We start from the raw sequence: 22,769 nt of genomic DNA, 5'->3' as shown, positions 1-22,769 counted from the left end.
CTTACTTCTTGTCGTCATCGTCGTCGACGACTTCTGCGTCGACCACGTCGTCGTCATCGCCCGACTTGCCGTCTGCCTTGGCCTCGCCGTCAGCAGCGCCAGCGGCGCTCTCTTCCTGCGCGGTCTTGTAGATCTCCTGGCCGAGCTTGACCTGCGACTCGTTCAGCTTGTCGAACGCAGCCTTCACTGCGTCGTCGTCCGAACCCTCAAGTGCCTTCTTGACGGCCTCGACATCAGCGGTGACCTCGGTCTTGACCTCATCAGAGAGCTTGTCCTCGTTCTCTTTGATGAGCTTCTCGATCGAGTAGGCCAGCTGCTCGGCGTTGTTGCGCACCTCAGCGGCGTCGCGACGCTTCTTGTCTTCGGCCTCGTTGTCCTTGGCCTCCTTGACCATGCGGTCGATGTCCTCCTGCGAAAGGCCGGAGCCACCCTGAATGGTGATCTCCTGCTCTTTGCCGGTGCCCTTGTCCTTAGCCGAGACCTTCACGATGCCGTTGGCGTCGATGTCGAAGGTGACCTCGACCTGCGGCACACCGCGCGGAGCCGGTGCGATACCGGTCAGCTCGAAGGTGCCGAGGCTCTTGTTGTCACGGGTGAACTCGCGCTCGCCCTGGAACACCTGGATGGCGACCGACGGCTGGTTGTCCTCAGCCGTGGTGAACGTCTCGCTGCGCTTGGTCGGGATGGCCGTGTTGCGCTCGATCAGCTTGGTGAAGATGCCGCCCTTGGTCTCGATGCCGAGGCTCAGTGGGGTGACGTCGATCAGCAGCACGTCTTTGCGCTCGCCCTTCAGCACGCCGGCCTGGATGGCTGCGCCGACTGCGACGACCTCGTCAGGGTTGACGCCCTTGTTCGGCTCTTTGCCGCCGGTGAGCTTCTTGACCTCTTCGACGACTGCCGGGATACGAGTCGAACCGCCGACGAGCACCACGTGGTCGAGATCCGAGACCTTGACGCCGGCCTCTTTGATCACGTCGGTGAACGGCTTGGCCGTGCGCTGCACGAGATCTGCGGTCAGCTCTTCGAACTTCGCGCGAGTGATGGTCTCGTCGAGGTTGGCCGGGCCGCTCTCTGTCAGTGACAGGTACGGCAGCTGCACGTGGGCGGTCGTCTGGCTCGACAGCTCTTTCTTCGCCTGCTCGGCGGCCTCTTTCAGGCGCTGCAGAGCGATCTTGTCGCCCGAAACGTCGACGCCGGTGGCCTCTTTGAACTTCTTGATGAGGTACTCGACGAGGCGCTGATCCCAGTCGTCACCACCGAGGTGGTTGTCGCCCGAGGTGGCCCGCACCTGAATGGTCGAGAAGTCGTCATCCTTGCCGACCTCCAGAAGCGAGACGTCGAACGTGCCGCCACCGAGGTCGAACACGAGGATGAGCTCGTCTTCTTTGCCCTTGTCGAGGCCGTATGCCAGAGCAGCCGCAGTCGGCTCGTTGATGATGCGCAGCACGTTGAGGCCTGCGATCTCACCGGCCTCTTTGGTGGCCTGACGCTGGGCGTCGTTGAAGTACGCAGGCACGGTGATGACCGCGTCGGTGACCTTGTCGCCCAAGTAGCTCTCGGCGTCGGTCTTCAGCTTCTGCAGAATGCGAGCCGAGATCTCCTGCGGCGTGAACTTCTTGCCGTCGATGTCATCGGTCTTCCAATCGGTGCCGATGTGGCGCTTCACCGATGCGATGGTGCGGTCGACGTTCGTCACCGCCTGGCGCTTTGCGGTCTCGCCGACGAGCACCTCCCCGTCTTTGGCGAATGCGACCACTGATGGAGTGGTGCGGAAGCCCTCAGCATTCGCGATGACTGTGGGTTCGCCGCCTTCCAGAACCGCGACGACCGAGTTGGTGGTGCCGAGGTCGATTCCTACTGCACGTGACATTGTGTGTCCTTTCTGCTCGGCGAACCGAGCCACGCATGCACGGGCTCTGCACCCGCGCAACATAAGTCTTCTTCGATGACCTCCAGGTCATTCGCACATCAGCTTCTGATGCACACCCTTGAGTCATCTACGCTCAAGGTTACACAACGGCATCCGCTAGTCAAGCTATTCCCGAAATGTTGAGCAAAGTTCACTCAAGTTTCATAGGTCTTCGAAATCAGACGGGGCGGAACGAACCCGACCATCCTCTCAGCGGTGGTCCTCACCCGCTCTCTCCGCACATCCGCCGACAGCTCGAGCACCCGGCGGCCCACCAGCTCACCCGCCCAACCAGGCCAACCAACCCAGCCAGCCAGCCCATCTCTGCGGCCGCGCGACTCCGCCGCATGCACGCGGTTCCGCCGCACTGTACACATTTCCGCCCAAATCACCCCGATGTCGACGGAACCGTGCACATCTGAGCGGAACCGTGCACACCCGGGTCGAACTGTGCACGCCCGACACCTCCCAACTTGCGCCACCCTCCCACAGCCACGGCTGCACACACCCCACGCCCGAGCCCAAACCCCACAGCCACAGCCGCCCACACATCCGCGCCCACAGACAGTTCTGCACAGCAGTTCGGGCGCCATCGCTTTCACCACAGTGCAGCCGCCCCGCTGGCAGCTCAGGCCCCGGGGCACGACCATAGGCGACATGGCCGTTCCTTCAACACCATTCGGGGTATCCAACGCACGAGCCCTAGCGCTCGCCGGCATCTCGCGACGCAGGCTCGACCAGCTCCTGCGACAGAACGAGCTCGTCCGACTCAGACCGGGCTGGTTCGCGACTCTCGACGCCGACGCGTGGGTGGTCGCAGCCGTCAAGTCCGGCGGGCATCTCTCTGGGCTCCACCGGTTGAAACTGCTGCACAAAGACATCTGGCTGCCCTCACAGGCTCAGATGCACCTGCACGTCAACACCACATTGCCGCCTGCCCCCGCCGCATCAGGCCGTTTGGTGATAACCCACACCCACCCTCGTTACAATCGCACCGTCTTGCAGCATGGCGTCGTGCCTCCGGTGACCGCCCTGCGCCATGGCCTGAACGATGTGTCGATACCCGAGACCGTCGCGGTCGTCGATTCACTGCTGCACCATGCCACGCTGCGCCCGGGCAACGGCACGCGACGCCAGCTGCACATCAGCACTGTGGATGTTATGGCCGAGTTGCGGCGCACTCCTCGCGGTCGCGCTGTACTCGCGCTCATCGACGCACAGGCTGAGTCCGGTCTTGAGAGCATTGCGCGTACGCTTCTGACTTTGGCGGGTCACCAGGTTGAATCACAGGTTCTGCTCGACAACCGTCAGCGAATCGATCTCGTCGTCGACGGAGTGCTGGCCATCGAGCTCAATGGAGGCACGCATCGCGACGCCGAGCAGTTTCAGCGTGATCATGCGAAGGATATTGCCATCGAGCATGCAGGATATGTCAACGCCAGGTACACCTATCATCAGATTCTGCATCAGTGGCCTGAGGTGTACCGCGACATCCTGAGTCGACTCGCTCGCGCCTGAGCCACCCGCTCCAGGCCAGCACGCCGAGGCCAGGCAGGAAAAGGTCAAGCAGGTGAAGCCAAGCTGGAAAAGGCCAGGCAGGTTAAGGGGCCAAGCAGCTTAAGAGGCCAGCGTCCCTCACTCGCACTCTTGCACGCTGATCGGCAGCCGCCGCTGCGCCTCGAAGTGTCGGGCGACGCCATCGACCGGATCCGTGAACGACAGCTCGGCTGCCAGCAGCTGCAGCGGCTGCTCGACGCCATCCGCAGGCGGCCCGCCGGGCCATGCCTCTCGAACCACCGGGTACAGAGGATCGCCAAGAATCGGCGCCCCTAACCGGTTCATGTGCACTCGCAGCTGATGTGTGCGTCCGGTCGAGGGCTCCAGCCGGAAGACGCCGACGCCAGCAGTCACGCCCTCGACACCGCCACAATTCGCCCCGGAACCAAAGAGTTCCTTCGATGCGCGTTCGTCGCCCGCGGGCTCAAGCACTCGTTCAAGCACGATGCTGCTGATCGCGTTGGCCTCGCCCGGCAGTTCCTCAGCCTGCCAGCATCCACGGCGCTTCTCGATGCGGCTGCGCACTTCGACGGCCTGCCCGACCGTCCAGGACGGGCGCACACCGGCATCCCCCATTCTGCGCGGCGCACCCTCGCACAGAGGCATCAGCGCCACACGCTCTGCGGACAGCTGCGCAAGTGCCCGGTAGACCTTGTGCACTTCACGCCGTTGGAACAGCGTCTGATAGGCGCCGCGCCAGCGCCGCTCCGTCGTCAGTACGACGAGGCCCGAGGTGAGCCGGTCGAGCCGGTGCACCGGCTGCAGCTCTGGCAGGCCGAGTTCGGAGCGCAGCCGAGCCACGACCGTCTGCCGCACGTGCTGCCCGCGCGGAATCGTCGCCAGGAACGGAGGCTTGTCGATGACGATCAGCCGGTCATCTCGGTGCACGATGTGGATGCTGCCGGGCACCTCCGCCTCATCTGGCAGATCCCGCTCGAACCAGATCTCGGTGCGCGGGCGGTATGCATCGTCTGCGTTGACCGGCTGCCCGCCTGCATAGACATATCGTCCGTCGGCGAGGCCTGCATCGACATCGACGGATGCTGGAAAGCGCACGCGCAGCCACTCCCCGATCGTGCGTGGCGGGGTCTGACCCGCGGGTTGTGTCTGGCGCACCGGTGGCGGGGTGACCACGCGCGTGGCCGACACACCGTCGCGGGGAGCGAACGGTGCAGAAGGCATAGGCATCAGCGTAGCCTCGGCCGGACGCTGCAGACACATCTGTCTCGCACCGTTCCGCTGAGATGTACGCCGTTCTACTCAAATCACCCTGATCTCAGCGGAACCGTGCACATCTCAGCGGAACCGCGCACGTCTCGGCGCAACCATGTGTGATCGGCCCAACCGGGCACATCTCAGCAGAACTGTGCGCATGCCAGCCGAACTGCATCAGCCACACAGCGCAGCCCGGCCGAACCGCATCCGCCACACAGCGAGATGCAGCCGCCGGGCAAAGGGGTCATACCCGACGACTGCATCTCTGGGTGCGACGCTGACAAGGGGAACTCAGCGCCGCGGTCTCACGTCAGTCAGTTTTTCTTCTGCGCTGACGACTGGTTGGATTCGGCTCCTTTCGGGCGTCGACGCGAGCCGACCACCATCAGCCCTCCGAAGAGGGCGGCCATCGCAGCGAGGGCGATGAGCCCTCCGACTTCGACACCTGTTCTCGCGAGGCCTCCACCGCCGCCGTACGAGCGGTAGGTCGAGACGGTGCCGCCTGGATCATGTGGATGCCCAGGATCGCCCGGCGTGCCGGGATCATCTGGATCTGGTGTCACCGGCGGCACGTTGTGCGTGGTTTCGCCGGGGGGCGGGGTGATCGGGGGGAATCCCGGTGGAGTCGCTTCTGCCGTCGCCACGTTCTTCAGCGTGACTCCATGGGCATCACCGTTGACCGTGATTCGATAGGTCAGCGTCGCCGACTCCCCGATCGCCAGCTCGAACTCGCCGCTGCCGAACCGTTGATCCACCGGATCAGCGACATCGACCGGCGCTGCGTCGCCAACGGTCAGCTTTGCCGACCCCGGATCGAACGTCGCATGCACCAGCACGCCGGTCAGATCATCCGACACCGTCACCGGCGTCAGCACCGTCTCACCAGTGTTCGACACCGTCACCGTATATGTGATCACCTGCCCCGGTGCCACCGTCGAACCCGTCACCGGATCCGACGACTTCTCCAGAGCGAACCCCGGAGTCGGCACCGAATGCGACGTCTCACACTTCACGTCCTGGCCCTCGGTCGGCACACACTCACCGCCGACCCCAGGCGTCGCCAGGTTCCTGACCTGCACGCCCACAGCGTCCGAGTTCACCTTCACCTGGTACGTCGTGGTCGCCGACGCACCGTCTGCCAGCGTCTGCACGGCCCAAGTCAGCGTTCTGCCGTCGTCGTTGAGCGTCAGCCCGGGCGGCAGGGGCGAGACCAGTGTGGCGTGATCGAGCACGCCGCCAAGGTCGTCCGCTGCCGTCGCGCCGGAGAGAACCGCCCCGTTGCCCGAAGTGTTGGTCGCCGTCAGGGAGTAGTCGATCGTCGCACCAGGCACGACCTGCGCTCCAGGCTCCGGGTCAGACGACTTCGACAGCGACCACTTCGCAGTCACATGCGTGGTGATGCACTGAGGATCCGTGACGGGGTCATCGCCCTCCGGCGTCGGACACGTCGTCGGCGGCACGTCGCCCGTGCCGGTCACCACGTTGCGCAGGGTCGCTCCGTAGGCATCCGACTTGACGACGACTTGGTAGGTCAGCGTCGCAGTCGACCCTGCTGGCAGATCGAAAGCGGAAGTCTGCAGACGCTCACCTGTGGGGTCAGCCACGTCGGTCGCGGTCGAGCCGATGGTCAGCTTCGCCGAGCCGCTCACGAAGTCGGCTCCGGAGAGCACATCGTCGAGGCGGTCGGTCAGCACCACGTCTCGAATCGCACCGGGTGCATCCGCCGCACTCGCCGTGACCGAATAGGTGATGGTGTCACCCGGCCTGACCGTCGAACCCGTCACCGGATCCGATGTCTTCTTGACCGTCCAGGGACGCGGCTGATCGTCGTTGACGATGCGATAGGTCGCATCACCCAAGACCGGCACTTTGACGTCCCAGCCTTCGACATCGGTCCAGTCACTGCCCTCAAGCCGCTGCAGCTTCGTCTTCACGTAGCCTGCGGGCCCGGCCGACTCGCTCACCGTGTAAGTATGCTCCGGCCGAACGTTGAACGTGTTGGCCGCCGACGCAGTGTCGCCCCCGGCGACTGTACTCGCCTGCAGACCGTCGATGCCGCCCGCGGGAGTGGCCGTCAGATCCCAATCGCTGGCGACCGCTGTCCCACCGTCATCGTTGACCACAGCTTTCAGCAGCGTCAGGGAGGCAGTCTGATTGACCGCTTCACAGCTCACACGTTTGCCCAGAGGCACCGAGACCGAGCCGTTGAGCCCAAGGTTGAAGCCCGGGACGACGTCTCCGTTCGCGTCGATCTCCTGACACGTCCAGGATCCGGTTGAGCGCTCGTGTCGAAGCGGCCGCTCTCGCACGTCAACCTGTGCGTACCGAGCATCACCAGAGCCCTCCGCCAGCACATACAGGCTGTTGCCGGCGATCCTCTGTTTCGTGACCGCACTGCTTCCGGCCTGCCCCGAGAAAGCGACTGGGCCATCATCGCCGGTGAACGCGGTGAGCGTCCATGCGGCAGGATCTGCCGAACCGCCCTGAACCGTCTTCGTCAGCGTGAGTTCGGTCGTGCAGTTCACATTGTTCGTGATCTGGACAGAGTTCGCGCCGCTGACGAGTGTGGTCTGGTATCCGTCTCCGAGCGGGATTCCTGCAGCAGGTGCACCGTCCGGCAGGCGCCCGTTGACCAACGTCACGCGGCTGTCTATCGTGCACAGATCAGATGGCAGTGTCGTCGTCTCAGACACCGTCGCGGTGTCTCCGGCGGTGTACCCGCTGCGAGGCTGGCTCCACGACTGGAACGACGCATCCGCGCCATCGGGACCGGTCAGATACGCCGCTGCAGTGAGCCCCGCAGGCTGTGCGCCGTTCTCATACTCGACACCGTCGACCACCCACTTCTTGATCGGGGTGAGATCGGCATGAGGCGCCGGCTCTCTGTTGTAGATGGTGCAGCTGACTGCATCCTGGTTCGGAGTGGCCAGGGTGAATCCGGTTGCTCCTGCGTTCTCGACCACGATTGGCTGCTGCGTCACGAGGTTCGTGCAGATCGCGTTCTTTCCACCTTGGGTGACGAGAGAGAAGCCCGGTTGTTGTCGCTCGCTCACTTCGAGCGGAATGCCGGTGACCCCACTCGGATAGGTGAAGGGGATGCTGACAGCCCCGGTGCCGTCCGTCGTTGTCGTCTTCGACGTGGGCAGCCCGCCGACCCCCGACGTGGTCGTGCTCGCGTCGAATGTCCACCCGGCGCCAGCTGGTGTCGCACCGCTGACGTCTTCGCCTGTCGTGCTCGACGGCACGATCTGTTTGACCACAGACACTGTGCTCTGACAGTTCTCCATCGCCAGCGCACGCAGGGCCTGTCCCGCGGCCTCGTAGCTGCTGAGCTGGAAGTAGTCAGCGCTCGTGAGGTTGCCGCCGCTGTAGCCTGTCTGACCTGACACGGCGGCCAGGTTCAGCGCAGTGTTCTGACCCGTCGCACCGGCGCCAACGCCCAGCGCGAGCACGCGAGTGCCCTCCGCTTTCACCGCGTTTGCCGAGAATATCCCATTTTCGATCTCACGCAGACGATTGTTCACGCCGTTGTTCTCATACGGAGAGTTGTAGACGGTGGGGTTGCCGTCGGTGATGACCACGGCGATGTCATAGGACGGTGCGGCCTCTGCCACCGAGGCGAACCCACGATCCCAGTTCGTACCTCCCGCCGCTGTCCAGTTTTTGTAACGATCCTTGAACTCTGTTCCCTGAGCCGCCGTCGTCACGCCGACGGGCGATGGGTAGTTCTGCGTCGCTCCCTGGGCAGGAGAGATCCAGGAGAACGAGAAGAGTGACATCCGCGAGGGTGTGCCCTGCAACGCATCCACGAGCTCGTCAGATGCGGCTTTCAGCGCGGCCAGGCTGCCGCTGGACTGAACTGAACCGGACAGATCGAGTACCAGCGCAACAGACAGCCCGCACTTCTTCATCGCCGGGGGGTTCGTCCTGGACTGCTGCCAAACGCCGCCCGATGCCTGCAGATTGGTCGCTCCTGTGCCGACCATGAAAGTGCTCTGCGAGCTGTAGACGCTGCCGGCTCGAAGTTGCGTGCCAGTCCGGAAGGTGTAGTTCTGGGCAGAGCCGCCGCCGCTGTTCGGCCCGACTCTCAACTGCGAGTTCTGAAAGAACCCGGCAGGAGCAGTGTGCTGCACGACCCAGTACTGCTGGTCGCGGTTCGCTCCGCCGTTGCCGGTGCTCGGCACCACGAAGCTGCAGTCGCCCTGCGCATCTGAGACGCATCGGGCCCACCCGACGCCGTCACCCGCGACGCCGTCGGCCCGAGTGTTCGAGGGGCCGCTGCTGCCGCCTGTGCGCAGATGCAGCACAGTTCCGGCCAACGGGATGGTACCCGAGACACCGGAGCGATCCCCGCCGACCTTCACCGTGATGACGGCTTCGCCCTCACCCGGTGTCGGCACGCTGAGCGGCGCGATGAGATCGTCTGCGGCCGCCGCAGACGACTCGTTCTCAAGACCGCCGTCACCGGCCTCGGCGCTGCCTGCGGCCGGTGACGTGGTCGCCTTCGCTGCCGGCGCCGTCGATTCGGTCGCGCCATCTGACGGCGATGACGGCGTGACGGAGGTGGCCTCTGGCGTCGTGGGCGCAGAGGTCGTCGCCTCATTCGTCTGCGACTCACCGCTGTTGGCGTCGTCATTGACTGCCTGTGCCGACCGCGAGGTCACGACGTCGATGTCAGCCTGCTCTGATGAGGATGGCGGAGTCGCCTGTTCTGCGACGGCCGGGACACTGCCGTACCCGACGCTCGCCACCAGCGCGAAGCTTGCGGACGTGGCGACGACCATGGCCGCAATGCGAGGCAGGAGCCTCAGCCGAAGCGGCTCGGAGCTCTCTTCGCCCGATCGCACACCGCCTGGCGGGGAGTGCGGCCGCCTTCGCCGAGTTGAGCGATGTGTGTGCGTGCGATACTGACTGCGCTTCTCACCAGACATGATTCAGGCCCTCTCGATGACATTTCGCCATCGATCCCCCGAGCGTGCTCTGCCGACGCACAGCATTGTGCGTCAGCGGATATCGCCCCTTTTGGCCCCTTGAGATCGCTATCTTGATGCCACGCTAGCAGTCCCGCGATCGGGGCGCCTCAGCCAGATCGGAACGTATATCAAATTCCACTCGGCTGGCTGAGGCACGGCCGTCGGCACGCCCTCACACACCTGGGTCGCCGCTCTTCGACGTCAGAGGCGGCGCGTAGCATGGCCACATGTCTTCTCCAGACCTCGTGCAGCCTCAGCCCTCCGCCACCGGGCAGGGTATGCCCGACGAGAAGGCACTGCGAGAACGAGCTCGTCGCATCCTGCACGACGTCTACGGGTACGACGCCTTTCGCGGGCAGCAAGAGGCCATCGTCTGCGAAGTCGCGGCCGGCCACGACGCACTCGTGCTCATGCCGACCGGCGGCGGCAAGTCCGTCTGCTACCAGATACCCGCGCTGCTGCGCCCCGGTGTGGGCATCGTCGTCTCGCCGCTCATCGCTCTCATGCAAGATCAGGTCTCAGCGCTCAACGCCAACGGCGTGCGCGCTGCAGCCCTGAACTCCAGTGCACCGCTCGACGCACAGCGCATGATCGAGCAGCAGGCTCTCGCCGGTGAGCTCGACATGCTCTATGTGGCACCCGAACGCCTCGGCAGCCAGCAGGCCGTCGAGTTGCTCGATCGTCTGGCCTCAGGGCCAGGCATCTCGGTGTTCGCCATCGACGAGGCCCACTGTGTGTCGCAGTGGGGCCATGACTTTCGCCCTGACTATCTGCGTCTCAGCATGCTTCATGAGCGCTGGCCGCACGTTCCGTGTGTCGCGCTCACTGCGACGGCCACCACGGCCACACGACGAGAGATCGTCGAGCGCCTTAACCTCGACGGCGCTCGACAGTTCGTGTCGAGCTTCGATCGACCCAACATCCAGTACCGCATCGTCGAGAAGAGCCGGCCTGTCGAACAGCTCGTCGAGTTCGTCACCGGCGAGCACGAGCACGAGGCGGGCATCGTCTACTGTCTGTCTCGCGCGAGCGTCGAACGCACGGCTGACTCTCTGCGCAGCCAGGGCATCCCCTCGCTCATCTATCACGCAGGGCTCACCGCCGAGGTGCGGGCGCAGAACCAGGCTCGTTTTCTGCGCGAAGACGGCCTGGTCATGGTCGCGACGATCGCATTCGGTATGGGCATCGACAAGCCCGACGTGCGTTTCGTCGCACATCTCGATCTGCCGAAGAGCATCGAAGGCTACTACCAGGAGACCGGACGAGCCGGCCGTGACGGGCTGCCGGCGACGGCCTGGATGGCCTACGGGCTGCAAGACGTCGTGCAGCAGCGTCAGATGATCGAACGCGGCAGCGGCGACGAGCAGCACCGTGAGGTGCAGCGCCGGCAGCTCGATGCGATGCTCGCGCTGTGCGAGACCCTTGACTGCCGTCGGGTGCGGCTGCTCGCCCACTTCGGCGAGGCCAGCGAGCCCTGCGGCAACTGCGACACGTGCCTGACGCCCCCTGAGCGGTTCGACGCGACCGTCCCGGCGCAGAAGCTGCTGTCGACCGTGGTGCGCCTCGAACGCGACTACCACCGCCGCTTCGGGTCGGGCTACCTGATCGATCTGCTGCTGGGGCATGAGAACGAGCGCGTGCAGCAGTACGGCCACGCCGAGCTGCCCACCTTCGGCATCGGCGGTGAGCTCTCTGCCGCAGAGTGGCGCGCCGTCATCCGCCAGCTGCTGGCATTCGGCTATCTGCGCACCTCGGGCGACAAATACGCCACGCTGTCGATCACCCAGGCTGCGGTGCCGGTGCTGCAGGGGCAGCAGACGCTCGAGCTGCGCCGCGATCTGATCGGCCGTCGTTCCTCAGGCGGCGCACGTCGCCGTGGGCGCGGAGCCGCTGCGGCAGAAGCCGTGCCCGAGGCGCTCGACCCGCTTTATCAGCGTCTGCGCTCTTGGCGCACCGCCACGGCCAAAGAGCAGGGCGTGCCCGCATACATCGTGTTCAACGACGCGACACTGCGCGGCATCACCACACGCCAGCCGCACTCCCTCGACGAGCTCGGCGAGGTCAGCGGCGTCGGCAAGACCAAGCTCGCCGCCTACGGCGAGGCCCTGCTCGAGATCGTCGCCGACTTCTAGCCGCGGTCCGGCAGTCGGCGATCGCTGCTGACAGCGCCCACCCTCGCGGCTAGACTGCCGCCATGACCGACATCTACAGCATCCCCCTGCACCGGCTGGACGGCACCCCGACGACCCTCACCGAGTACCGCGACCAGACGCTGCTGATCGTGAACGTGGCGTCGAAGTGCGGGCTGACACCCCAGTACGCGAAGCTCGAAGAGCTGCAGCGCACCTACGCCGAACGCGGCTTCACCGTGTTGGGCTTTCCCTGCAACCAGTTTCTCGGCCAGGAGCCAGGCGGCGCCGAACAGATCCAGTCCTTCTGCTCGGTGACCTACGGCGTGACCTTCCCGATGTTCGAGAAGCTCAAGGTGAACGGCCGCGACCGTCATCCGCTGTACAAGGTGCTCACCGAAGTGCCCGACGACAACGGCAAGGCCGGGCGCGTGCAGTGGAACTTCGAGAAATTCCTGATCACGCCACCGGCTGCAGACGACGCAGACGCCGTACCCGGCATCCGCCGGTTCAGGCCGCGCACCGAGCCTGACGCACCACAGATCATCGAAGCGATCGAGGCGTCTCTCACGCAGTGATCGACTCGCTCGCAACCGGTTCAGATCGAGCAGGATGCTGCGGCGGAATGGCCCCGATGACGACAGCTGATCAGACATAACTCGGTTCTGCCCTGTCGACGCGCTCATGACACTGAGACGATTCGGTTGCCATGTCGAGTCGCTCGGCGCTCACGCCGACGCCCCAAACCTGACGAATTGGTATACTCCGAGAGTTGTCTTCTTCACGACGACAATGCCTGGAGGATTCGCCTAGTGGCCTATGGCGCTCGCTTGGAAAGCGAGTTGGGTGCAAGCCCTCAGGGGTTCGAATCCCCTATCCTCCGCTCTCACGGCTGTGCTAATGTTGCAGTCGGCTCCTCGTGTGACGACATCCAGGCCAATTCCCCCAGGGCGGAAACGCAGCAAGGGTAACCGGGCTCTGTCGGGTGCGCGAGGAGTCTTTTTCTTTTCTTGGCACACCGATCTTCGCCTCTGCACACCGGCACGACGTGCTCGTGTTCGCTCACAGATGCACGGCATCCATCGTTCGTGTCGTACCCGGCAGGTACTCTGTACACGTGGTCACCGCACTCTATCGACGCTATCGCCCAGACACCTTCGCCGACCTGATCGGTCAGGAGCAGGTGACGGCTCCCCTGTCCACGGCACTGCGCACGAATCGTGTGAACCATGCCTATCTCTTCTCCGGCCCGCGCGGCTGCGGCAAGACCACGTCGGCACGCATTCTGGCCCGCTGCCTGAACTGTGAGAAGGGTCCCACCGACACCCCGTGCGGCGAATGCGCCAGCTGCCGCGAACTCGCGACCGGCGGGTCCGGCTCACTCGACGTCATCGAGATCGACGCGGCCAGTCATGGTGGCGTCGACGACGCCCGCGACCTTCGCGAGCGCGCTGTGTTCGCCCCAGCCCGTGACCGCTACAAAGTCTTCATCATCGACGAGGCACATATGGTCACGGCAGCCGGCTTCAACGCGCTGCTGAAGCTCGTCGAAGAGCCGCCGGAGCACGTGAAGTTCATCTTCGCGACCACCGAGCCAGAGAAGGTCATCGGCACGATCCGGTCGCGCACGCATCACTACCCCTTCCGGCTGGTGCCCCCTGCCACGATGCTGCCGTTTCTCGAGAAGATCCTGTCTGCCGAGGATGTCTCGGCGGAGCCCGGCGTGCTGCCTCTGGCCGTGCGGGCGGGCGGCGGTTCGGTGCGTGACACCCTGTCGGTGGTCGACCAGCTCATCGCAGGCTCTGAGACCGGCACGATCTCGTATGCACGCACGATCGGCCTGCTCGGCTACACGCCCGGCGATCTGCTCGCCGAAGTGATCGACGCCATCGGCCGGCAGCAGGCCGAGCAGCTGTTCCTCAGCGTCGACAAAGTCGTGCAGACCGGGCAAGACCCCAAGCGCTTCGCCGAAGACGTGCTCGAACGACTGCGCGACCTCATCGTCGTACAGGCCGCCCCTGACCAAGCCCAGGCGATTCTGCGCGGCACCAGCCAGGACGAGCTCGATGTGCTGCAGCGACAGGCTCGCGAGTTCGGCACGGCCGAGCTGTCGCGTGCGGCCGACATCGTCAACCACACACTGAACACCATGGCGGGCACCACGAGCCCGCGCATGCAGCTCGAACTCATGTGTGCACGACTGCTCGTCCCAGCCGCCGACGCAAACGAGCTCGGTGCGCTGAGCCGCATCGACCGCCTCGAACGCCGCATCGGCGTGCAGAGCACCGCCACCAATGGCGCCCCGATCAACCATGGGGCCGCCCCACAGGCCTCTTCGCCAGAGCCTGCAGCACCTCCGACGGCACAGCCCGAGCAGACTCCCCCGCAGCCTGCAGTACAGCCCAAAGCTCAGCCGGCAGCCCAACAGCCAGCACCGGCACCGGCACAGGCACCGAGTCATTCGACCGAGCAGCAGAGAGAGTCCGCCCAGCGTCCCATCGCTCAGGGCGAGAGCCCAGCGAGCAGGACGTCGACCCCAGCCGAGTCTCCCGCGCCCTCGACGCAGCAGACTCCCGCAGCCGACGGCGCCGCTTCCGCATCCCGCGAGAGCACGGCCGACAAGCAGCAGCCGAGCGCACCGGCAACCGCGCTCACGCTCGATCAGATTCGAGCCGGCTGGGATCAAGTGCTCGCACATTTGGAGGGAACAAACCGTCGCGCCTGGATCGTTGCGATCAACGCCAAGCCGGTGGCTTTCCGCGACGACATCCTGACGCTGAGCTTCGCTTCGTCCACAGACGCCGAGAGCTTCCGCGGCAGCCGCACCGGATCGAACCCGGCCGCAGACGGCGTACGCGATGCACTGCAGCAGATCTTCGGCATCCGGATGCGCTTCATCGCACACAGCGGCAGCACCCGCCCTGCCCCGCAGGTGACCGGCAGCCCCGTCCCTCGTGACGCTGGCGCCCCGGCATCTGTTCCTGCAGAGCCGACGAGTCCGACAGCGGGCGATGCAGCTACATCACACTCAACAGCGACGGCGCCAGCGAAGAACGCCACAGAACCTTCGGCTCCGCCGTCGACCACTCCGCAGTCCGCCGCCGCCGACGCTCCTTGGCCAGAAGAGCTCCCGCCAGAACCGCCCGAAGACGAGTACGGTGGTGCTCCTGCCCCAGACGATCTCGATCCCGAGACCCCGCAGCCGGCCGAACCGGTCACCCCGCCTCCTGCACCAACGCAGCAGTCAACCACCCCACACCACCGAGCACAGTATGGCGAAGCCGTGATTCGCCAGATGCTGCATGCGAAGCCGATCGACGAGCGCTGAGCGCCCGCCACGCGCCGGGAGTCACCTGTCACGAAGCACGAACAGTAGGAACACATGTACGAAGGTCTGATCCAGGATCTGATCGACGAGCTGGGGCAGCTGCCCGGCATCGGCCCGAAGTCTGCCCAGCGCATCGCGTTCTTCGTCGTGCAGGACGAGCACTACAATCCGGCCAAGCTCGCACAGACGCTCGCGGCAGTGCGCGAGCACGTGCACTTCTGCAGCATCTGCGGCAATCTCACAGAGAGCGAGATCTGCAGCATCTGCAGCGACGCCCGACGCGACCAGACGGTGATCTGCGTCGTCGAAGAGCCCAAAGACGTCGCGGCGATCGAACGCACCCATGAATACCACGGCCTCTACCATGTGCTCGGCGGCGCGATCAGCCCGATCGACGGCATCGGCCCCGATCAGCTGCGCGTCACGAGCCTGATGCCTCGGCTCGCTGACGGCACCGTGCAAGAGGTCATCATCGCGACCGACCCGAACCTCGAAGGCGAGGCGACCGCGACCTACCTCTCTCGGCAGCTCGGCTACCTCGACATCTCAGTGACCAGACTCGCCTCCGGCCTGCCCGTGGGCGGCGATCTCGAATATGCAGACGAGATCACGCTCGGCCGCGCGTTCGAGGGGCGACGCAGTCTCTGACGCGTCGGATCCCTGCCGCACACAGGCCTTGTGAGCACGCAGTGCAGACGTCCGTATCACCACCGCGCGCCGCCCGGGCCTTCCTGACTAGCTGCATCGAACCGCCTGACGCCAGAAGCGAGAGTCGTCGACTCGCTCACTCGCTTCGTGGGTGAATGAGCAGGTCGGCAAGTGCAGCCGCCGAGAGTTCGGCTGCGTGCCCGTCGCCATAGGGGTTCGAAGCATGGGCCATCCTCGCCCACGCCTGCGAATCGGTCAGCAGCTGCTCGGTCTCGGCCACGATGCGGTCGCGATCAGTGCCGACGAGCCGAACCGCGCCCGAGGCCACCGCCGAGGGGCGTTCAGTCGTCTCGCGCAGCAGCAGCACCGGCACGCCGAAGGTCGGCGCCTCCTCCTGCACCCCTCCAGAGTCACTGAGGATGACATGGGCTCGGCTCATCGCGTGCACGAAATCGGGATAGCTGAGCGGCGTGGTGACGATGATGTTCTCGCAGCTGTCGATGAAGGGAGCAAGCGTCGCATGAATCATCGGATTGCCGTGCAGCGGGATGAAGATGTCGATCTCAGGATGCGCCGCTGCCAGCGTCGCGAGTGCCGCTCCGATGTGCCGCAGAGGCTCGCCCCAGTTCTCGCGGCGATGCGTGGTCACCAGAATGTACGGGCGCCCGCTGTCCAGCAGGGCTCGCAGCCGCGGGTCTGTGACGGGCAGAGCCTTTGCTGTGATGTACTTCAGCGCATCGATCACGGTGTTGCCGGTGACGATCACGCGGTCTGCTGGGATCCGCTCCCCCAGCAGGTTGTGCCTCGCGCGCTCTGAGGGGGCCAGATGCAGCGATGCCACGAGCGAGATCAGGCGCCGGTTGGCCTCTTCGGGAAAAGGCGAGCGGATGTCCCAGCTGCGCAGCCCGGCCTCCATGTGCACCAGAGGCACATCTCGGTTGAAGGCTGCGATCGCGGTGCCCGCCGCCGTTGTCGTATCACCCTGAACGACGATGCAGTCAGGCGGTTCCGGCGCCTCGACGATGAGTCTGTCTACCCCGGCGATGACCTTGCTCAACAGCTCGTTCACGCCCTGTCCGGGCTGGAACACGTCAAGATGATCTGTCAGCGCCGGGTGCAGATCGAGCACCTCGTTGACCTGCTCGAGCATCTCTCGATGCTGTTTCGTCGAGATCGCGACTGGTGCGAAGAGCGGTGAACGTTCGAGCACGTGGACGAGCGGGGCGACTTTGATACCTTCGGGCCGCGTGCCGTAGATCACCCAGACGCGCAGCGGATGGTCAGCTGCAGCTGCAGCTGCAGTCGCTGTCGCTGTCGTCGGGTCGGGCTGCGTCATGGCGAGAGGATTCCTTTCGATGGCTGATACCTCGTCCAGGGCACGGTCAGGCGGACAGACTGAGCGCGGGGTCGTCGTCGATCGGTTCTCTCGCCGTCTTCGACCAGGACTGTCTGTGCAGCAGCTGCCGCAGGGCGGCCTGATACACCACCGGATAGATTATCCAGCTGTAGATCACGAAGCAATGCGCCAGCGCGATGGCCAGCAGCACTCGCCACGGGCCGTTTCCACGCAGCGAGGCGAGCATGGCTGCCACGCCGGGCGCGAACGACATGAGATAGAACATGACCCCCGTGATCACTGCGATGTGCAGATGCTCGATGTCGATGGCGACGTAGACGACGCTGAGCGCGACGGTGGCTCCGACGAGCGCCTGGGTGCATGGGGTGAGCAGATACCAGATCTGGTCAGCACGTGCGAGCGGCCTCATGCCAGTGCGCGACTGTGCGATCAGACGAAGCGCCTGCCAAGTGCCCTGAGACCAGCGCACACGCTGTCGGTAGAGTCGGCGCAGCGAAGACAGCCCCTGCTGTGACACCCACGTCGAGTTCTCCTGGCGCCCTTTCCATCCCTGTTCCAGAAGGCGCACGCCGAGATCCTGGTCTTCGGTCAGACGGTTGCGCCACGGGCCGCACTCATCGGCGATCGACTGCAGAGCGCTCAGACGGTTGAACTGCCCGTTTCCGCCCATGTTGGCGGTGTCGAGCGCCGAACGGCCACGTTGATAAACCCAGCCGAAGACGGCGAACTCCAGATCCTGCACCCAGGGCAGCACACGAGCACGGTTGTAGATGCGCACGAGCACCTGCACACCGCCGACACGCGCGTCGTCGAAATGGGGAGTCACCGCTCGGGGAGCGTCAGGCTCCAGACGACCGTCGGCGTCGACGATGACGATGACGGTGTGCGCCTCGTCGAACTGAGCGAGAGACGAGGTCGGGTCGCTGCGCTCGGCCAGCAGATGGCGGTAGGCCGCGTTGAGCGCTGCTGCCTTCCCCCGGCGGGCACTCGGTGGTCTTCTAGTCAGTACCAGCACGTCGTCAGAGGCCGAGGTGATCTCGTCGAGCACCGCGCCTGTGCCGTCCTCTGACCCGTCGTTGACCACGAGGATGCGTCGGTGCCGCACGTCGACCGCCTGCAGCCGAGTGACCGAGTCGCGAATGGTGGTCTCCTCGTTGAGCGCAGGAACGACGAACACCCACAGATAGTCGTCGGTCGCCTGGGCTGGCCCTGACGAGCCGTGGCGCGAGGTCGCCCGAGCCCCCTTGGCCATCAGCCACAGCTCCGAGAGGATCGATATCAGAATCGTGACGAAGACGACCCAGTAGACCGTCTGAAGAATTGGAGGCAGCCCGCTGAAGGGGTTGATCGCGACAAGAATGTCACGCAGTGACTCCAGCTGCGACATTTCGGCACCGCCTCGTCGATGTTCTCGGGGCACAGGTGTCATGCCCCTCATCACAATAGTTGCTCAGTATGAGAAAGACGTGTGCGGCGCCCCACCCTGCCGTGGGCGCGCAGCACCGGTTAGACTGAAGTCTGGCTGTCATCCGACGCGTGGGGCCTCGAAGGCGCTGCGCGCAGAGATCTCGGCCACCGCAGACTCAGACAAGGCAGGGAAGACCGCGTGGCACTCGTCGTACAGAAGTTCGGGGGATCATCCGTCTCGGACGCAACGGGCATCAAGCGCGTCGCCAAGCGCATCGTCGAGACGAAGAAGGCCGGCAACGACGTCGTCGTCGTCGTCAGCGCCATGGGTGACACCACCGACGAGCTCATCGACCTCGCACACGAGGTCTCGGTCACTCCCAGCGGCCGCGAGCTCGACATGCTGCTCACCGCTGGCGAGCGCATCTCGATGTCGCTGCTCGCGATGGCCATCATCGCCCTCGGGCAGGAGGCCCGGTCGTTCACCGGGTCGCAGGCCGGCCTGGTCACCGACGCCATTCACGGCAACGCCAGCATCGTCGATGTCACGCCCAAGCGCGTGTTCGAAGCCATCGAAGACGGGGCAATCGCCATCGTCGCCGGCTTCCAGGGGTTCAACCGCAGCACCGGCGACATCACCACGCTCGGTCGAGGCGGCTCGGACACCACCGCCGTCGCGCTGGCCGCAGCCATGCACGCCGACGTCTGCGAGATCTACACCGATGTCGACGGCGTCTTCACCGCAGACCCGCGCGTCGTGCCCACCGCGCACAAGCTCGACTTCGTCACCAGTGAAGAGATGCTCGAGCTCGCCTCGTCGGGCGCGAAGGTGCTCTATATTCGCGCCGTCGAGTTCGCCCGCCGTCATCACGTGACCCTGCACGTGCGTTCGTCGTTCAGCAACAAGGCCGGCACCATCGTCGCCGAGCCCGAAGAGGGAGAGACCGTGGAAGCACCCATCATCACCGGAGTCGCCACTGACAAAGACGAGGCGAAGATCACCGTCATCGGGGTTCCCGACAAGATCGGTCGCGCCGCCGACCTCTTCAAGGTCGTCTCTGACGAGGGCACCAGCATCGACATGATCGTGCAGAACATCTCGGCCGCAGCGACCGGTCGCACAGACATCTCGTTCACCCTGCCGACCGGCGACGGTCCTCGGGTGGTCGCATCGCTGCGTCGTCATCAAGAGGCACTCGGCTTCGAGTCGATCCAGTACGACGACCAGATCGCGAAGCTGGCAATCGTCGGTGCGGGGATGCGAACGCATCCCGGTGTCTCGGCTCGCTTCTTCTCTGCGCTGGCCGACAACGACATCAACATCGAGATGATCTCGACCAGTGACATTCGCGTGTCAGTGGTCACCCGGCTCGACAGCCTCGACGAGGCCGTGCGCGCCGTGCACACCGCTTTCGGCCTTGACGCCAACGGCGAGGCCGTGGTCTACGGAGGAACAGGACGATGAGCACCTACACACATCCCACCCGCCCGCTGAACGTCGCCGTGGTCGGCGCGACCGGCCAGGTCGGCGGTGTCATCCGACGCCTGCTCGACGAACGCGACTTCCCGGTCGATCAGCTGCGCTTCTTCTCGTCACCACGCTCTGCCGGCAAGACCCTGACCTGGCGCGACCGCGAGATCATCGTCGAAGACGTGACCATTGCATCCGCCGACGATCTCGCCGGCATCGATCTGGCGCTCTTCTCGGCAGGCGGCGCGGCATCACGCGAGTACGCACCGAAGTTCGCAGCCGCCGGTGCGATCGTGGTCGACAACTCATCGGCCTGGCGCGGCGATCCGGATGTGCCGCTGATCGTGCGCGAGGTGAACCCGCATGCGCTGGCTGGGCTGCACAAGGGCATCATCGCGAACCCCAACTGCACGACCATGGCGGCCATGCCGGTGCTCAAACCGCTTCACGATGCGGCGGGGCTCAAGAAGCTCGTCGTGAGCACCTACCAGGCGGTGTCGGGCTCAGGGCTCGGAGGCGTCGAAGAGCTCGCTTCGCAGGTCGAGGCCGTGGTGAAGCAGGACTTCCGCCAGCTCACCTTCGACGGCGACTCGGTGGAGTTTCCGGCACCTCAGAAGTACGTCGCGCCGATCGCCTTCGATGTCGTGCCGCTGGCCGGCAACCTCGTCGACGACGGCTCGCTCGAGACCGACGAAGAGCAGAAGCTGCGCAACGAGAGCCGTAAAATCCTCGAGCTGCCCGAGCTGCGTGTGGCGGGCACCTGCGTGCGCGTGCCGGTGTTCACTGGCCATGCGCTCTCGATTCATGCCGAGTTCGAACGCCCGATCTCGCCAGCGGATGCCGAGCGCATTCTGGCAGCGGCGCCTGCCGTCGAGCTGAGCGCGGTGCCGACCCCGCTGCAGGCCGCCGGAGCAGACCCGAGCTTCGTGGGTCGCATTCGGCAGGATCAGACCGTCGACGACGACCGTGGCCTCGTGCTCTTCGTCACCAACGACAACCTGCGCAAGGGCGCGGCCCTCAACACCGTGCAGATCGGCGAACTGATCGCCGACGAGCGCTTCGGCGCCTGAGCAGCGCGATTTGACCCGGCGCTATGATGGATGAGGTGTCGGCGTGCTCGACACCCCGTCGGCGAAGAGGCCGGCACGAGGCCGAAGTGAAACTGGAGACCCGTCAGTGACTACACCGCTTTCCCGCAACGACCGCGACGTGATTCTCGTCGGGGCGGGCATCATGAGCGCAACGCTCGCCACCTTTCTGAAGATTCTGCAGCCCGATTGGTCGATCGAGGTGTTCGAGCGCCTGCCCGGCGCTGGGCGTGAGAGCTCAGACCCCTGGCACAATGCGGGCACCGGGCACTCGGCGCTGTGCGAGCTGAACTACACGCCGCAGGCCGCAGACGGCACCGTCAGCATCGACAAGGCCGTCAACGTCAACGAGCAGTTCCAGCTGTCCCGCCAGTTCTGGGCGCATCTCGTGAACGAAGGCCACCTCGAGGCCGACCGTTTCATCCACACCGTGCCGCACATGAGCTTTGTCATGGGCAAAGAGCACAGCGACTTTCTGAAGGCACGCTTCGAGGCGCTGAAAGACCACCCGCTGTTCCAGGGCATGGAGTTCACCGGCAACAAGCGCACCATCCAGCAGTGGGCACCGCTGCTGATCAAGGGCCGCGACGGCGAGCAGCAGGTCGCCGCGACGCGCACCGAGGCCGGCACCGACGTCGACTTCGGCGCACTGACCAAGAGCCTGCTCAAGTTCGCCGCCGAGCGCGACACCTCGATCACATACAACGCCGAGGTTCGCGACGTCCAGCGTCGGGGCGACGGCCGTTGGTCGCTCAAGGTCAAGAACCGCGGCAATGGCGCCACCGAGACGTTCACCGCGAAGTTCGTCTTCATCGGCGCCGGTGGCGGTGCCCTGCATCTGTTGCAGAAGAGCGGCATCCCCGAGATCGCCGGCTTCGGAGGGTTCCCGATCAGTGGTGAGTTCCTGCGGGCCAAGACCCCGGAGATCGCCAAGCGTCATCACGCCAAAGTCTATGGTCAGGCTGCTGTGGGCGCACCGCCGATGTCGGTGCCGCACCTTGACACCCGCTACGTCAACGGCGAGCAGCATCTGATGTTCGGCCCGTACGCGGGCTGGTCTCCGAAGTTTCTGAAGAGCGGCTCCTGGACCGATCTGCCCGGCTCGATTCGCTTCGGCAACATGGTGCCCATGATCGACGTCGGTCTGCACAACTTCGACTTGGTGAAGTATCTCGTCGGCGAGGTCGCGCAGAATCACACCAAACGTGTCGAGGCCCTGCGCCAGTTCTACCCCGAGGTGAACGGCGACGACTGGGAGCTCATCGTGGCCGGCCAGCGAGTGCAGGTGATCAAGAAGAAGGGCAAAGGCGGTGTGCTCCAGTTCGGCACCGAGGTCGTGGCATCGTCAGACGGCTCGATCGCCGGCCTGCTCGGGGCTTCGCCGGGTGCCTCGACTGCAGTGCCGATCATGCTCAAGCTGCTGAAGCAGGCGTTCCCGTCCGAGTTCGACGGCGCCTGGGCCGAGCAGATCAAGACCCTCGTGCCCACCTACGGCACGAACCTCAGCGATGACGCAGATCTCGCAGCGAAGACCTTCGCGTCGACCGCAGAGGTGCTCGGACTCACTGCGTAGTCCCTGACCGCAGTCTCTCAGCACGTCCGACGGGGCGGCCCGCGATGCACATCGCCGGGCCGCCCCGTCTCGTCTGCTCCGTTTCCACACCTGTAACAGCGACGGTCTACACTT

Annotated in this window: 13 protein-coding genes, 1 tRNA gene and 1 other RNA gene; 10 read left to right on the top strand and 5 right to left on the bottom strand. The window is 65.1% G+C overall.

Annotated elements, in window-relative coordinates; genetic code table 11:
- Position 1: 1 nt before the first annotated feature.
- Entirely contained in the window at positions 2-1,870 is a 1,869-nt protein-coding gene (gene dnaK, locus F8O07_RS02850) for a molecular chaperone DnaK (protein ID WP_158030646.1), read from the bottom strand.
- Positions 1,871-2,566: 696 nt separating this feature from the next.
- On the opposite strand from dnaK, the gene F8O07_RS02845 reads away from it, so the two are divergent.
- Complete coding sequence (locus F8O07_RS02845) at positions 2,567-3,427, top strand: endonuclease domain-containing protein (protein ID WP_192496609.1); 861 nt, start codon at positions 2,567-2,569, stop codon at positions 3,425-3,427.
- A gap of 117 nt (positions 3,428-3,544) precedes the next feature.
- Here the strand turns inward: F8O07_RS02845 and F8O07_RS02840 are convergent, their stop codons facing one another.
- Positions 3,545-4,648 (bottom strand): pseudouridine synthase, encoded by a 1,104-nt coding sequence (locus tag F8O07_RS02840; RefSeq protein WP_225733143.1) that lies wholly within the window; start codon positions 4,646-4,648, stop codon positions 3,545-3,547.
- A gap of 347 nt (positions 4,649-4,995) precedes the next feature.
- Positions 4,996-9,465 (bottom strand): DUF11 domain-containing protein, encoded by a 4,470-nt coding sequence (locus F8O07_RS02835; RefSeq protein ID WP_158030643.1) that lies wholly within the window; start codon positions 9,463-9,465, stop codon positions 4,996-4,998.
- Between the two features lie 416 nt (positions 9,466-9,881).
- On the opposite strand from F8O07_RS02835, the gene recQ reads away from it, so the two are divergent.
- From recQ to recR, 6 genes are all read left to right on the top strand, one after another.
- Positions 9,882-11,786 carry a DNA helicase RecQ gene (gene recQ / locus F8O07_RS02830; protein WP_412973604.1) on the top strand — a complete coding sequence of 635 codons (1,905 nt, stop codon included), beginning with the start codon at positions 9,882-9,884 and terminating at the stop codon, positions 11,784-11,786.
- Between the two features lie 62 nt (positions 11,787-11,848).
- Positions 11,849-12,361 (top strand): glutathione peroxidase, encoded by a 513-nt coding sequence (locus F8O07_RS02825; protein ID WP_158030642.1) that lies wholly within the window; start codon positions 11,849-11,851, stop codon positions 12,359-12,361.
- Between the two features lie 220 nt (positions 12,362-12,581).
- A tRNA-Ser gene (locus F8O07_RS02820) sits at positions 12,582-12,666 on the top strand.
- Positions 12,667-12,691: 25 nt separating this feature from the next.
- An RNA gene (gene ffs, locus F8O07_RS02815) (signal recognition particle sRNA small type) lies at positions 12,692-12,788 on the top strand.
- A 112-nt stretch (positions 12,789-12,900) separates the two neighbouring features.
- Complete coding sequence (locus F8O07_RS02810; RefSeq protein ID WP_158030641.1) at positions 12,901-15,111, top strand: DNA polymerase III subunit gamma and tau; 2,211 nt, start codon at positions 12,901-12,903, stop codon at positions 15,109-15,111.
- Between the two features lie 54 nt (positions 15,112-15,165).
- Positions 15,166-15,759 (top strand): recombination mediator RecR, encoded by a 594-nt coding sequence (gene recR / locus F8O07_RS02805; RefSeq protein ID WP_158030640.1) that lies wholly within the window; start codon positions 15,166-15,168, stop codon positions 15,757-15,759.
- A gap of 136 nt (positions 15,760-15,895) precedes the next feature.
- Here recR and wecB read toward each other — a convergent pair whose 3' ends face one another.
- Both wecB and F8O07_RS02795 read right to left on the bottom strand, forming a co-directional pair.
- Positions 15,896-17,095 carry a non-hydrolyzing UDP-N-acetylglucosamine 2-epimerase gene (gene wecB, locus F8O07_RS02800; protein ID WP_158030639.1) on the bottom strand — a complete coding sequence of 400 codons (1,200 nt, stop codon included), beginning with the start codon at positions 17,093-17,095 and terminating at the stop codon, positions 15,896-15,898.
- A gap of 46 nt (positions 17,096-17,141) precedes the next feature.
- Positions 17,142-18,503 carry a glycosyltransferase family 2 protein gene (locus F8O07_RS02795; protein WP_192496608.1) on the bottom strand — a complete coding sequence of 454 codons (1,362 nt, stop codon included), beginning with the start codon at positions 18,501-18,503 and terminating at the stop codon, positions 17,142-17,144.
- 219 nt (positions 18,504-18,722) lie between these two features.
- On the opposite strand from F8O07_RS02795, the gene F8O07_RS02790 reads away from it, so the two are divergent.
- From F8O07_RS02790 to F8O07_RS02780, 3 genes are all read left to right on the top strand, one after another.
- Positions 18,723-19,988, top strand: coding sequence for an aspartate kinase (locus tag F8O07_RS02790; protein WP_158030637.1), 1,266 nt, complete (start codon positions 18,723-18,725; stop codon positions 19,986-19,988).
- Positions 19,985-21,064, top strand: a complete 1,080-nt coding sequence (locus F8O07_RS02785) for an aspartate-semialdehyde dehydrogenase (RefSeq protein WP_158030636.1) — start codon at positions 19,985-19,987, stop codon at positions 21,062-21,064. Before F8O07_RS02790 ends, F8O07_RS02785 begins: the two co-directional genes overlap by 4 nt.
- Before the next feature lie 106 nt (positions 21,065-21,170).
- Positions 21,171-22,655: a malate:quinone oxidoreductase gene (locus tag F8O07_RS02780; protein ID WP_225733142.1), complete on the top strand. Its 1,485-nt coding sequence runs from the start codon at positions 21,171-21,173 to the stop codon at positions 22,653-22,655.
- Positions 22,656-22,769: the final 114 nt, after the last annotated feature.

This window comes from Pseudoclavibacter sp. CFCC 13796, assembly GCF_008831185.1.
In the GTDB taxonomy this organism is placed as follows: Bacteria; Actinomycetota; Actinomycetes; order Actinomycetales; family Microbacteriaceae; genus Pseudoclavibacter_A.
This window is presented reverse-complemented; position numbering and strand designations above follow the sequence as displayed.

What these genes read in the sequence shown, in the direction of transcription:
- dnaK (WP_158030646.1), bottom strand. Translation starts at nt 1,870, where the DNA reads ATGTCACGTGCAGTAGGAATCGACCTCGGCACCACCAACTCGGTCGTC.
- F8O07_RS02845 (WP_192496609.1), top strand. Translation starts at nt 2,567, where the DNA reads ATGGCCGTTCCTTCAACACCATTCGGGGTATCCAACGCACGAGCCCTA.
- F8O07_RS02840 (WP_225733143.1), bottom strand. Translation starts at nt 4,648, where the DNA reads ATGCCTTCTGCACCGTTCGCTCCCCGCGACGGTGTGTCGGCCACGCGC.
- F8O07_RS02835 (WP_158030643.1), bottom strand. Translation starts at nt 9,465, where the DNA reads ATGGTCGTCGCCACGTCCGCAAGCTTCGCGCTGGTGGCGAGCGTCGGG.
- recQ (WP_412973604.1), top strand. Translation starts at nt 9,882, where the DNA reads ATGTCTTCTCCAGACCTCGTGCAGCCTCAGCCCTCCGCCACCGGGCAG.
- F8O07_RS02825 (WP_158030642.1), top strand. Translation starts at nt 11,849, where the DNA reads ATGACCGACATCTACAGCATCCCCCTGCACCGGCTGGACGGCACCCCG.
- recR (WP_158030640.1), top strand. Translation starts at nt 15,166, where the DNA reads ATGTACGAAGGTCTGATCCAGGATCTGATCGACGAGCTGGGGCAGCTG.
- wecB (WP_158030639.1), bottom strand. Translation starts at nt 17,095, where the DNA reads ATGACGCAGCCCGACCCGACGACAGCGACAGCGACTGCAGCTGCAGCT.
- F8O07_RS02795 (WP_192496608.1), bottom strand. Translation starts at nt 18,503, where the DNA reads ATGTCGCAGCTGGAGTCACTGCGTGACATTCTTGTCGCGATCAACCCC.
- F8O07_RS02785 (WP_158030636.1), top strand. Translation starts at nt 19,985, where the DNA reads ATGAGCACCTACACACATCCCACCCGCCCGCTGAACGTCGCCGTGGTC.